Source organism: Streptosporangium canum, assembly GCF_900113865.1.
GTDB classification, from domain to species: Bacteria; Actinomycetota; Actinomycetes; order Streptosporangiales; family Streptosporangiaceae; genus Streptosporangium; species Streptosporangium canum.
Genome location: NZ_FOQY01000018.1, coordinates 47841 through 60874, shown reverse-complemented (window position 1 = coordinate 60874; position 13034 = coordinate 47841). Strand labels below are relative to the sequence as shown.

General features: G+C 72.0%; 8 protein-coding genes. 3 read left to right on the top strand and 5 right to left on the bottom strand.

The window, feature by feature from the left end; translation table 11 throughout:
* Positions 1-74: 74 nt before the first annotated feature.
* On the top strand, positions 75-2618 hold the full coding sequence (locus tag BM085_RS24775) for a penicillin acylase family protein (protein WP_093889319.1): 2544 nt from the start codon (positions 75-77) through the stop codon (positions 2616-2618).
* 193 nt (positions 2619-2811) lie between these two features.
* Positions 2812-4245: a serine hydrolase gene (locus tag BM085_RS24770; protein ID WP_093889318.1), complete on the top strand. Its 1434-nt coding sequence runs from the start codon at positions 2812-2814 to the stop codon at positions 4243-4245.
* Between the two features lie 114 nt (positions 4246-4359).
* Here BM085_RS24770 and BM085_RS24765 read toward each other — a convergent pair whose 3' ends face one another.
* The 3 genes from BM085_RS24765 to BM085_RS24755 are packed head-to-tail and all read right to left on the bottom strand — an operon-like array spanning position 4360 to position 7186.
* Positions 4360-4815 (bottom strand): DUF6113 family protein, encoded by a 456-nt coding sequence (locus BM085_RS24765; protein ID WP_143121058.1) that lies wholly within the window; start codon positions 4813-4815, stop codon positions 4360-4362.
* 5 nt (positions 4816-4820) lie between these two features.
* A complete protein-coding gene (mshB, locus tag BM085_RS24760; RefSeq protein WP_093889316.1) occupies positions 4821-5729 on the bottom strand; it encodes an N-acetyl-1-D-myo-inositol-2-amino-2-deoxy-alpha-D-glucopyranoside deacetylase in 909 nt (302 codons plus the stop codon).
* On the bottom strand, positions 5726-7186 hold the full coding sequence (locus BM085_RS24755) for a glycosyltransferase family 39 protein (protein ID WP_177245253.1): 1461 nt from the start codon (positions 7184-7186) through the stop codon (positions 5726-5728). Before BM085_RS24755 ends, mshB begins: the two co-directional genes overlap by 4 nt.
* Before the next feature lie 132 nt (positions 7187-7318).
* Here BM085_RS24755 and BM085_RS24750 point away from each other — a divergent pair, with 132 nt between their 5' ends.
* Positions 7319-9379, top strand: coding sequence for a S9 family peptidase (locus tag BM085_RS24750; protein ID WP_177245252.1), 2061 nt, complete (start codon positions 7319-7321; stop codon positions 9377-9379).
* A gap of 66 nt (positions 9380-9445) precedes the next feature.
* Here BM085_RS24750 and BM085_RS24745 read toward each other — a convergent pair whose 3' ends face one another.
* Positions 9446-11191, bottom strand: coding sequence for an ABC transporter ATP-binding protein (locus BM085_RS24745; RefSeq protein ID WP_093889313.1), 1746 nt, complete (start codon positions 11189-11191; stop codon positions 9446-9448).
* A gap of 67 nt (positions 11192-11258) precedes the next feature.
* Positions 11259-12872 (bottom strand): ABC transporter ATP-binding protein, encoded by a 1614-nt coding sequence (locus BM085_RS24740; protein ID WP_245789654.1) that lies wholly within the window; start codon positions 12870-12872, stop codon positions 11259-11261.
* Positions 12873-13034: the final 162 nt, after the last annotated feature.

Below are 13034 nucleotides of genomic sequence, written 5' to 3'. Positions count from 1 at the left end.
CCTCCGGGGTGCTGCCAAACTTGTTCGATCACGTCGCATAGGAGGTCTTTGTGAGGTTCCGGCCGTATGCCTGGATGCCCCGGCCGCTCAAATGGCTCGCACGGGCGTTCACCGTCCTCGTGGTGCTCGGGCTGGTTCTCGCCGGGGTGGGCGTGTGGACGGTGCGCGCCTCTTTCCCGCAGCTCGCGGGCGAGCTCAAAGTGGATGGTCTGACAGGAAAAGTCACTGTATATCGCGATAAAACAGGTATTCCACATATCTACGCGGACTCTTCCGACGACCTGTTCCTCGCCCAGGGCTACGTGCACGCCCAGGACCGGTTCTTCGAGATGGACTTCCGCCGGCATGTGACGGCCGGGCGGCTGTCGGAGATGTTCGGCGCCGCGACGCTCGTCGAGGACAAGGTCATCCGGACCATGGGCTGGCGCAGGGTCGCCGAGGCCGAGCTGCCGATGCTCACCGAACAGACCCGGCACTACCTCGACGCCTACGCCAAGGGCGTGAACTCCTGGATGGACCAGAACCAGGGCTTCACCGCCAAGAGCCTGGACTACGCGGTCCTCAAGCTCACCAACTTCGGCTACGAACCCGAGCCGTGGACTCCGGTCGACTCCCTGTCCTGGCTCAAGGCCATGGCCTGGGACCTGCGCTCCAACATGTCCGACGAGATCGGCCGGGCGCTCGCGGCGAGCATGCTGCCCCGCGAGCGGGTCGAACAGCTCTGGCCCGGCTACCCCTTCGACACCCACCAGCCGATCGTCACCCAGGGGTCGGTCACCCGGCGCGGCTTCGACCAGGACGTCGAGCCCGGCGCGGACACCGGCCAGGTGGACACCGGCACCGGACGGCCGGACACGGGCGCGCTGACCCGGACGGCCGAGGCCCTGCGGGCGGTGCCGAGCCTGATGGGCGACCCCAAGGGCGGCAACGGCATCGGCTCGAACTCCTGGGTGGTCGGCGGCAAGCACACCGGCTCGGGCAAGCCGCTGCTCGCCAACGACCCGCACCTGTCGGCGAACATGCCCTCGGTCTGGTACCAGGCCGGGCTGCACTGTCGCACCAAGAGCGCCGAGTGCCCGTTCGACGTCACCGGGTTCACCTTCTCCGGGGTGCCCGGCGTGATCATCGGGCGCAACGACAAGATCGCCTGGGGCTTCACCAACCTCGGTCCCGATGTCGCCGACCTGTATCTGGAGCGGGTGAAGGACGACTCCTACCTGTTCATGGGCAACTGGAAGCCGCTCACCACCAGGACCGAGACAATCGAGGTGGCGGGAGGCGACCCGGTCCGGCTCACGGTCCGGGAGACCATGCACGGCCCGATCCTCTCCGACGTCATGGAGAACGTGAAGGACACCCTGCCCGGCGCGGCGACGGCCTTCCAGGAGAAGGCCGACGCGGTCGCGCTGAAGTGGACGGCGCTGGATCCCGGCAGGAGCGCCGACGCGATCTTCGCCCTCGACGCCGCGCAGGACTGGCAGGAGTTCCGGGCGGCGGCGAGCAGGTTCGACGTGCCCGCGCAGAACCTGATCTACGCCGACACCAAGGGCAACATCGGCTACCAGGCACCGGGCCGGATCCCGGTGCGGACCCGGGGCGACGGCACCTGGCCGGTGCCGGGCTGGACCGGCGAGTACTCCTGGCAGTCGAACATCCCCTTCAACGAGCTGCCCAGCGTCTACAACCCGCCCGAGGGCTACATCGTGACCGCCAACAACGCGGCCATCGACCCCGAGCGCTACCCGCACATGCTCACCAAGGACTGGGCGTACGGCTACCGCTCCCAGCGCATCCTGGACCGCCTCCAGACCGAGCTGAGGAAGGGCAAGGTCGACGCGGAGACGATGGGCGAGGTGCAGCAGGACACCCACAACGGCTTCGCCCAGTTCCTGGTGCCCAAGCTGATGGCCCTCAAGGTCGCCGGGGCCTCCGGGGACGCCCGCGAGCTGCTGCGCACCTGGGACTACTCCCAGGGCGCGGGGTCGAGCCCGGCGATGTACTTCAACGCCGTCTGGCGGCACCTGCTCGTCGAGACCTTCAACGACGACCTGCCGGAGAGCGCCTGGCCGACCGGCGGCGACCGCTGGTTCGAGGTGGTCCGCGTCATGCTCGACAACCCCGGCGACCCCTTCTGGGACGACGCGCGGACCTCGGGGACGGAGACCCGCGACGACATGCTGCGGCGGGCCATGGCCATGGCCTACGACGAGCTGAACGCCCGCCTCGGCCCGGATGTCAAGGCCTGGCGCTGGGGCGACCTGCACGCGCTGACGCTCACCAACCAGACCTTCGGCACCTCCGGGATCGGCCCGGTCGAGTGGCTGTTCAACCGGGGCCCGCTCCCGGTGAGCGGCAACGACGACGCGGTCAACGCCGCGGGCTGGGACGTCCAGGAGGACTACGCCGTGGGCTGGCTGCCGTCCATGCGGATGGTGGTCGACCTGGCGGACCCGGACAGGTCCCAGTGGATCAACCTGACCGGCGCGTCGGGTCACGCCTTCCACGACAACTACTGGGACCAGGCCCCGCTCTGGGCGGGCGGGAGGACCACCCCCATGCTCGCCCGGGAGGAGTCGATCAAGAAGGCCGCCAGGAACACCCTGGTCCTCAGGCCTTGAGGGTGCGGGACCTCGCCGACGGCGAGGTCCCGCGGGTCCGCGCGGTCCCGGCCGGCCCCCGCCCAGACCGCGCGGGCCTGTTCCACCGGCACGAACGCCCCCTCGACAGACATCCGGCCCGATGAACCTATTTGAGGCCCAGAAGATCAAAATGCCTGAAATGCGGAGCTTCCGCTGACTATGATCTTGGAGCATGTCAATTTTCCGATCTACAACGAGTAAACGCGCTGCCATCGCACTGGCCGCCACCTCGATGCTGTTGGGCGCCGCGATGCCGCCCGCTCAGGCCACCGACGGCGGCGAGGTGGCCGGCTTCCTGCAGAACGTCATGACCGAGCTGCGCTTCGAGCAGGTCCTCGACCTGGCCCCGCCGGGATCCCCGCAGGCCCGGACGCTCGCTGACGTGGTCGACAAGGATGCGAAGACAGCCGGCGACTATGCCCGGTTGTTCGCGGAGGCCGCCGACCCCAAGCCGATCGTCCAGCAGCCGCAGCTCGACGTGACGGTGCTGGAGCTGGACCGGCGGGGCCGGCCGGTGTCGTCAGGCACCGTGCTGATGAGCCCGCAGTATCCGCGCGGGATCGTCGTGCCGGTGGACGAGAACTTCCACACCGACCAAGTGCGATGGCGGCAGTGGGACGACGCCGGATGGTATGCCAACCAGGGCAAGGGAACCGTCGACGTGGTGCCGGCACGGGAGCACGCGCCAATCGACTTCATGCTCCCTTACCCGGCCTCCGTCCTGAAGCTGATGGTCAACTTCGGGGTGCTGCGGCTGGTGGACAAGGGCGAGATCAAGCTTGAGGACACCTACGACTACCAGCCCACGGCGATCAGCTCGCTGTGCGGTGGCCCGAGCAGCAACACCGTCGGCGCCTACATGGACGCCTCGATCACCTCCTCGTCCAACGCCGCGTCTTGCGCGCTGGTGAAACTGCTGCACGATCGCGGCGCGGTGGACGAGCTCAACAAGACCTTCCAGGACCTGGGCCTGGAGACCATGCAACTGAAGAACACCAACCCGGCCAACGGTGGCCGCTGGTCCAACCCGGTCACGATGAGCTCGCTGGACACGGCCAAGCTGCTCGCGCTGGTCAACGGCGTACAGGGCAAGGCGTGGACCGCCCCCGACGGCAAGCCGGTCACCGGCGACGTGCTGAGCCCCGCCTCCCGCCAGGTGTTCAAGAAGCTGCTCGGTGAGCAGGGCTTCAACGACATGCTCTCCACCGCCAACCGGTGCGGCAGCGCCTACCCGGCTCCGGGCATCCCGCAGCGGGTGGCGTCGCGGTGGGTGGCCGCCGACGGCACGGTGACCGTCGCGGGCAACACGTTCGGCCAGGACGTACGGCCCTGCAACCAGCAGGCGCAGGTCACGTTCGCGCACAAGACCGGGTGGGTCGGCAACTCGGGGGCCGACGCGGGCATCGTCAGGTCCCTGCCGGGCAAGAACGGCCGCAACTACGTCGTCGTCGCGTTCACCAACCTCGGTACCCAGTACGTCGACGCCAACCGGCCGGCCACCGCGCCCGGGATCTTCCCGGTCACCTACACCGAGAAGCTGGCCCAGCTGGGCCGGGCGATCGACCGGTACGAGGCCGCCTCCTACGGCCGGCGCACCGAGAACTGAGCCCCCGGCCCGCCGCTCCGGCGGCGGGCCGGACACGTCGGCCGTCACACATGCGGCTCCGCTGACCGCGCCCCGGGCGCGGATCGCCGCGGGGAACGTGTTCGAGACTGCCGCCTAGTGCGAAGGTGGCTCCGCCGGGCGGGGACCGTACGGGCCCTGCGTGAGCAGCCACGCCCCGCCGCCCGACGGGGAGAGCAGGACGGCCGCCAGGATCGCGATCAGGCCACCGTAGAGGTAGACGTAGCCGGCCAGGTCGTTGGCGATGACCACGTCGCCCTCCGGGCTGCCGCCCAGCCAGATCAGCGTGATCGCCATCCAGCCCGCCCCGGGCGCCAGGGCGGCCAGCCGCCCCCTCATCGCCCGCCCGGCGCCGTAACAGGCCATGGCCAGCAGGACGACCCAGCCGACGGCCGAGATCGGGAAGGGCCGGAGATACCACGAGTGCTGGAAGCCGCCCAGCACCCCCATCATGAGGCCGAGCAGGACCAGCATGAGGTACGCCGCCGCGGTGACCGCCGCCGCCGAGGGCCGCCGTGCCGTCGTCTGGTGGACCTGCTCCATCACAGTCATCGAGGCTAGTGGATCCCCGCGAAGAGATCGGCCTCGCGGCCGTACGGCTCGCCGAGCCCGCCGACTTCGAGCGGCGCCCCCGGTCCGGCGGGTCCGGGCGTCCCGGAGCGCAGGATGAAGTGCTCCACCGCGAGCGCCTCCTGGCCGATGTTGTTGGACAGGGCGAACCAGGGCGCCGCCACGCTGATCTGGGTCGCGTGCGCCCGCATCGCGTCGAGCTTGCGGCCCACGTGGGGCCGGCCGTCGATCTCGGTGGTGACGTCCTCGTCCGCGCAGCCATACGGCAGGTCGTCGAGGGCGTCCTCGGTGAGGAAGCTCACATCGGCCTCGCGCAACGCCTCGGCCGTCCGGCGCATCGTGGACCGGGCCGTCGCGGTGAGGTAGAACTTGGCGATCCGCCACGGCTCCCCCACGCCGAACGCCGGGTCGGCGGCCAGCTCGAAGGCGCGCCAGGAGACGCGGTGGGCCTGGATGTGGTCCGGGTGGCCGTAGAAGCCGTTCTCGTCGTAGGTGACGAGGACCTGGGGCCGCACCTCGCGGATGACCTTGACCAGCTCCCCGGCGGCCTCGTCGAGGTCGGCCTGCCAGAAGGCGTTGTCGCGGTGGTTGGAGGCGACGCCCATCATCCCGGAGTCGCGCCAGCGGCCCGCACCGCCCAGGAAGCGGTGGTCGGTGACGCCGAGGGCCCGGCAGGCCGCGGCGAGCTCGCCGACGCGGTGCTCGCCCAGCGTGTCGTCCCGGTCGGCGGCCAGATGGGCCAGCTCCGCCGGGATGACCTCGCCCTCCTCGCCGAGCGTGCAGGTCACCAGCGTGACGTGGGCCCCCTCGGCGGCGTATTTGGCCATGGTCGCACCACTGCCGATCGTCTCGTCGTCGGGGTGGGCGTGCACGAGCAGCAGGCGCCGATCAGTCATGCGTCAGAGGGTATCCGCCTGGTGTACAGGGTGATGCGGACCGCCCCGGATATCCGGGTCTGCCCGGCCTTCCGGAAGTCCCGCTTGAGCTCCTTCAACCGGGGGTCCTCCTCCCACTCGGGACCGCGGATGCGCCGCGAGACCAGCCACACACGGTCGGATCCCGATCCCAGGGCGCTCAGCCTGCGGTACGGCTCGCCGTACACGACGACGAACAGCCGGAAGCGCTCGGGAACGTAGAGGACGGCGTCACCGGGCCGCTCCTGGGCGCTCAGCTCCGCGGCGAGGGTACGGAGGTCGTCGGGGCGGTTGGCCGGCCCGCGGACGGCGAGGTGGGCACTCACCGAGAACGCCGCCAGGACCGCGAGGACCGCCCAGGTCGCCGGGGTACGGCGGAGCGCGGCCAGGCCGGCTCCGGCCAGCAGGGCCAGGCCCGGGACCGCGAAGAGGACGTAGCGCGGGCTGTAGACCGGGTGGATCTGCGAGATCAGCAGGGACAGCACCACGGGAAGGACCGCCCAGGGCACCGCCACCCCCACCAGCGAGGGCCGTCCCGGCCCCTCTCCCGCCCCCGCGTCCTCCCGGTGGCCTCCCGCCGTCAGATCCTCCCGGTGACCTACCGCCCCCGCGTCCTCCCGGTGGCCTCCCGCCGCCGGGTCCTCCCGGTGGCCTCGCGCCGTCGGGACGCCACGGCGGCGGGAGCGCGTCCCGTACCAGATCCCGAGCAGGACCAGGGCGATCAGCAGGGCGAGGAACAGCGCGGGCAGGAGCGGCGACGCCCACGCCGCGTCGCCTCCGGCGATGTCCACCCCGAACTGCCCCAGCTCGGGGATGCCGGGCACCTTCAGCCAGAAGAGCTGCTCCTCCCGCTGCCCGGACGCGATCACCGCGAGCGGCGCGAGCAGCACCCCGGCCCCGGCCAGCGACGCCAGCCACGGGACGGTCTCCCCGCGCCTGCGGAGGACGACGACGGCGTGCGCGGGCAGCAGGAGCAGCGCGTAGAGGTGGAACCAGCCGAGCAGCGCGACCAGCAGGCCGTACCCGGCGTAGCGCGACCGGCGCTCGCCGAGCAGGACCCAGGTGGCGGCCACCGCCACCGCGCTGACCAGGGCGTAGCTCCGCGCCTCCTGGCCGTAGCGGCTGATCATGGGCAGCACCGCGTAGACCAGCCCGGCCAGCAGCCCCACCTGCGGGGTGGCCAGCTTCCGTCCGATGGCCGCGATCCCGAACGTCGCCCCGGCGACCGCGAGCGCCGAGGGCAGCCGGACCGCGAACTCCCCGCCGAACGCGGCGAACGGCCTGAGCAGGAGGTAGTACAGCGCGTGCACGGCGTCGATGTCGTCGAGCAGCCGCCACAGCTCGTCGAACGACATGGTCGCCGCCATCACGCTCACCGACTCGTCCCGCCAGAACGACGGGGTGCCGATCCCCCAGAGCACGAGCACGAGCGACAGCACGGCAGGCGTTCCCGGAGAGCGAGCGATTCGCGCAGTAAATGTCACCTGCCCAAGTTTCTCCCAAGACATCTGTTGCCCAAGCCATCCTGGGGACCCCCCGGGACCGGACGTGGAGCTGGCAAGATGACTGGTATGAGTGAGAGCTTCCCTCGTCTGCACGCACGGACCCGCCGATTCACCCTCGGAGTGCCGCGTGGCTTCACCATCGCCCCGGGCGGCGACCGCGTCGTCTTCCTCCGGACGAAGGGCGGTTGCGACCCGGTCACCTGCCTGTGGGAGTTCGACGTGGCCAGCGGCAAGGAGCGGCTGATCGCCGACCCGCGCGCGCTGGCCGTGGACGAGGACGACCTGCCGGCCGAGGAGCGGGCCCGCCGCGAGCGCAGCCGGGAGCAGGCGGGCGGCATCGTCGGCTACAGCACCGACACGGCGGTGACCACGGCGGCCTTCGCGCTCTCCGGCGGCCTCTACGTCGCCGACCTCAAGACCAAGAGGATCCGGCGGTTGAAGACGGCCGGCCCGGTGATCGACCCGCGGGTCTCCCCCACCGGCGAGCACGTCGGCTACGTGACCGGTGGCGCGCTCCACGTCCAGGACCTCGAGGACGAGGTCGACCACGTGCTGGCCCGCCCCGAGTCCCCCGAGGTGACGTACGGCCTGGCCGAGTTCATCGCCGCCGAGGAGATGAACCGGATGCGGGGCTACTGGTGGTCCCCGGCGGGCGACGCGGTGCTGGCCGAGCGGGCCGACGACTCGCCGGTCGACAAGTGGCACATCGCCGACCCGGCCAACCCCTCCCGCCCGGCCACCGAGCAGCGCTACCCCGCCGCCGGCACGCCGAACACCGGGGTCGAGCTGTTCGTCCTGGCCCTGGACGGCTCCCGCGTCCCCGTGTCCTTCGAGGACGAATACCTGGTCACCGCCTCCTGGGACGCCCACGGCCTGGCGATCGTCACGATGCCGCGCGACCAGCGGAGCATCCGCCTGCTCAAGGTCGACCCGGCCACGGGCGGCTCGACGGTCGTCCGCGAGGACACCGACCCCGCCTGGGTGGACATCGTCCCCGGCGTGCCCGGCCACCTGTCCGACGGCACCCTGGTCTGGGCGGCGAACGTCGACGGGGGCCACCGCCTGATCATCGGCGACGAGCCCGTCACCCCGGCCACGCTCCAGGTCCGCGAGGTCCTCGACGTCGACGGTGACGCCGTGCTCTTCCGGGCCGGCGGCGATCCCACCGAGATCGCCCTGTGGGCCTACAAGGACGGCCGCATCACGCTGGTCAGCCCGGCCGAGAGCGGCGTCTACAGCGGCCACACGGCAGGCGGCACGCTGGTGGTCACCGGCCAGACCCTCGACAGCGAGGGCCCGGTCACGCGCGTCCTGCACCACGGCAAGCCCCGCGGCCACATCGCCTCGCACGCCGAACGGCACGGCCTGGACCTGCGGGTCTCCCTGATCCGCGCGGGCGCGCGCGATCTGGCCACCGCCGTGCTCTTCCCGTCGGGTCACGTGCCCGGCTCGGTGCGGCTCCCGGTCCTCATGGACCCCTACGGCGGGCCGCACGCCCAGCGCGTCCTGGCCGCCTCCGGCGCCTACCTGACCAGCCAGTGGTTCGCCGACCAGGGCTTCGCGGTGGTCGTGGCCGACGGCCGCGGCACTCCGGGGCGCGGCCCCGAGTTCGAGCGGGCCGTCCTGCACGACCTGGCCACCCCGCCCCTGGAGGACCAGGTCGACGCCCTCCAGGGCGCCGCCGCGCGGTTCCCCGACGACCTGGACCTGTCCCGGGTCGGCATCCGCGGCTGGTCCTTCGGCGGATTCCTGGCCGCCCTGGCCGTGCTCCGCCGCCCGGACGTGTTCCACGCGGCCATCGCCGGAGCGCCGGTGACCGACTGGCGTCTCTACGACACCTGCTACACCGAGCGCTACCTCGGCCGGCCGGAGGAGGGCCACTACGAGTCGTCGTCCCTGTTCGCCGACGCCGAGAAGCTGGACCGTCCCCTCCTGCTGATCCACGGCCTGGCCGACGACAACGTGGTCGCCGCCCACACCCTCCGCCTGTCCTCCGCCCTCCTGGCGGCGGGCCGCCCGCACAACGTCCTGCCGCTGTCCGGCGTCACCCACATGACCCCCCAGGAGGTCGTGGCCGAGAACCTGCTCCTGCTCCAGGTCGACTTCCTCAAGAAGGCCCTGGGCTGAGGCCGGCGGGCGGCCCCGGGGCCACCCCTCCGGCCGGGCGGCGCCATGCCCCGGCCGGAGGCCCTCTCACTTCGAGGTGCCGTGCCAGCTGCTCCACAGCGCCGCGTAGGAGCCCTCGGCCGCGACGAGCTCGTCGTGGGAGCCGAGCTCGCTGATCCGGCCGTCCTCGACCACCGCGACCCGGTCGGCGTCGTGCGCCGTGTAGAGGCGGTGCGCGATGGCGATCACGGTGCGGCCGTCGAGGACGGCGGCCAGCGACCGCTCCAGGTTGCGCGCGGCCCGGGGGTCGATCAGCGAGGTGGCCTCGTCCAGGACCAGGGTGTGCGGGTCGGCCAGGACCAGGCGGGCCAGGGCGAGCTGCTGCGCCTGGGCGGCCGAGACCGGTTCGCCGCCGGAGCCGACGGCGGTGTCCAGGCCGCCGGGCATGGCCTCGACCCAGTCCCAGGCGTCCACGGCCTCCAGCGCCTCCCGGACACGCGCGTCGTCCGCGTCCGGGCGGGCGATCAGCACGTTGTCGCGCAGGGTGCCCCGGAACACGTGGTGCTCCTGGGTCACCAGGGCGACGTGGCCGCGCAGGTCGTCCAGCGGGAGCTCGACCAGAGAGGTGCCGCCGACCGTGACCGCGCCGGTGCGCGGGCCGTGGATGCCCGCGAGCAGGCGGCCCAGCGTGGACTTGCCCGCCCCGGACGGGCCGACCATCGCCAGCCGCTCCCCCGGCTCGACCACCAGGTCGATGCCGTGCAGCACGTCGTGGCCCTCACGGTAGGCGTAGCGGACGTCCGCGGCCCGCAGCCGCTCGCCGTCGGGGGTGCCGGAACCGGCCTCACGGTCGTCGGGCACCTCGGCGACCCCCAGCAGGCGGGCCATGGAGGCCCCGCCCACCTGGAGCTCGTCGATCCACATCAGCAGCCGGTCGAGCGGGTCGATGAGCTGCTGCACGTACAGCGTGGCCGAGGTGACCTGGGCCAGCGAGGCCCAGTCCTGGATGTAGAACACGCCGCCCAGGACCAGGGTGGCCACGATCGGGATCACGTAGCCGAGCTCGACCGCCGGGAACCAGAGGGTGCGCAGCCTGAGGGTGTAGCGCTCGGCCGCCCACGACCGGGAGATGTCGGTGTCGGTACGGCGGTGCCGCCGGTCCTGCAGGCCCAGGGCCTCCACGGCGCGGGCCCCGCCGACCGTCTCGGCCAGGCCGTCGGTCATGTCCGCGTAGGCGGCGCTCTCCCGCAGGTAGCCGTCCCGGGCCCGCTTGAGGTACCACCGGGTGGCGAACCACAGGATCGGTACGGCCAGCAGCGAGGGCAGCACGAGCAGCGGCCCCACCAGCAGCAGCGCGCCGACGGTGATCACGCAGGTGACCACCGCGATCAACGTCTCGGGCACGGCGTGCCGTACGGTGCGCGACAGCGAGTCCACGTCCCGCGAGGTCCGGGTGATCAGGTCGCCGGATCCGGCGCGCTCGACGGTGGACAGCGGCAGGCCGAGCACCCGGCCGACGAACTCCTGGCGCAGCTCGGCGAGGACCTTCTCGCCGAGCTTGGAGGAGACGTAGACGGCGAACCTGACCAGCACCGCCTGGGCGACCAGGAAACCGCCGACGGCCAGCGCCACCATCGTGACGTCGACCCCGGCGCCGTCGCTGACCCCCTCGACCAGCGAGCCCAGCAGCCACGGCACCGCCAGGCCCGCGACGGCGGCCAGGCCGTGCAGGCCGAGCGCCGCCGTCAGGTTGCGGGGGTACTTCAGCGTGAGCCTGCGGGCATACGCCCGGACCTGCGCCTGATCGGCGACGGGCAGGATCTGCCTGCTCATGCGTTCTCCCCCTCTCGGTACCCGTAACCTGCGTTCACGCGCTCACGACGCCCTGCGGCCCGCTCGCTCACGAGTCTTCCCCTCTGGTGACCAGGGCGGTGTAGGCCGGCACGGTGGCCAGCAGCTCCCGGTGTGTTCCCTGGGCGCGCACGACGCCGTCCTCGACGTAGATCACCTGATCGGTGCGGTCGAGCACCAGCGGGCTGGTCGTGCAGACCAGGGTGGTCTTGCCGGCTCGGGCCTTGGCCAGCCGGTCGGCGATGCGCGCCTCGCTGTGGGCGTCCACCGCGCTGGTGGGCTCGATGAGGATGAGCACCTCCGGGTCGGCGGTCAGCGCCCTGGCCAGCCGGAGCCGCTGCTGCTGGCCGCCGGAGAACTCCCGTCCCGACTCGGCGACGTACCCGTCGAGGCCACCGGGCAGCGCCTCGACGATGTCCTCCGCGCACGCGGTGCGCAGCGCGTCGGCGATGTCCTCGTCCGACGCCTCGCCGGAGACGTCCAGCTCGTCCCTGAGCACCCCGGCGAACAGCTTCGCGCTGTTGTCGGCGACCAGGATCCGGCGGCGGACCTCGGCGAGCGGCAGGGTGTCCAGCGGCACGTCGCCGAAGTCCACGTCGCCGTCGCCGTAGCGGCCGAGCCGGTCGGCGATCGTGACGGCCTCCTCGGGCGAGGTCGCCGCGAGGGCGGTGAACACGCCGGGACGGACCGCGACCCCGGAGGCCACGTCGCGCAGCAGGCCCCCGCCGGAGTGCCCGGCGCCGCCGCGCACCTCCGGTTCGAGGGTGAGGATCCGCACCACCCGGCGGGCGGCGACGTGGCCCTTGGTCAGCTTGTCGGCCGCCTCGGTGAGCGCCCGCATGGGGGCGATCAGGAAGACCGCGTAGCCGTAGAAGGCGACGAGTTGGCCGGCGGTGATCTCGTCCCGGATCGCGAAGGTCGCGCCCAGCCAGGTCACGCAGGCGATCAGCAGGCCGGGCAGCAGGATCTGGGCGCCCTCCAGCATCGACTCGACCGCGGCCACCCGCACGCCCGCGTGCCGTACCTTCTGGGACTCCTCGGTGTAGCGGTCGGCGAAGACCTGCTCGCCGCCGATGCCGCGCAGCACCCGCAGACCGGCGACGATGTCGGCGGCGCGGGTGGACAGGTCGCCCTGGAGGTCGCGGTGGGCGTGCTGGCGCCTGTGCAGCGGCCGGAGCAGGGGGGCGACGGCGACGGCCATGATCGGCACGCCGATGAGCACCATCAGACCGAGCGGCAGCGAGGCCCTGATCAGGATGACGGTCACCGTGACGATGGCGACGATCGCGCCGGTGCCCCGGAGCAGGATGTCCATCGCGTTGCCGATGTGGGCGATGTCGGAGTTGCCGACGCTGACCACCTCGCCGGTGGACATGCGCTTGGGCAGGGTCGCGCCCAGCCGGGTCGACTGCCTGACGGTGACCTGGACGGTCCGGTAGGCGGCGCTCAGCCAGTTGTAGACGGCCATCCGGTGCCGGAGGATGCCGGCGACGGCCTGCACGATCCCCAGGACGAGCAGGACCGCGCCCCAGGTGAGGAGGGCCGGCAGGTCCTTGGCCCTGATGGCGTCGATGCCCTTGCCCATCGCCTCCGGCACGAGCGCCATCGCCAGCCACCACAGGATGGCGTAGCCGATGCCGATGAGCAGCGGGCCCGCCTGCATACGGGCTATCCAGCACAGGTATCGGATCGGACTGCGGGCGTCAGGAATGCCGGGGTCGGCAACAGGTAGGGAGCGCATAGCCTCCCCAGGCTGACAAACTCCCGCCTCACCAGCAAACCATTTTCTGACCGGCGGGACCGCCGATCGGGCCCCCGACCGGCG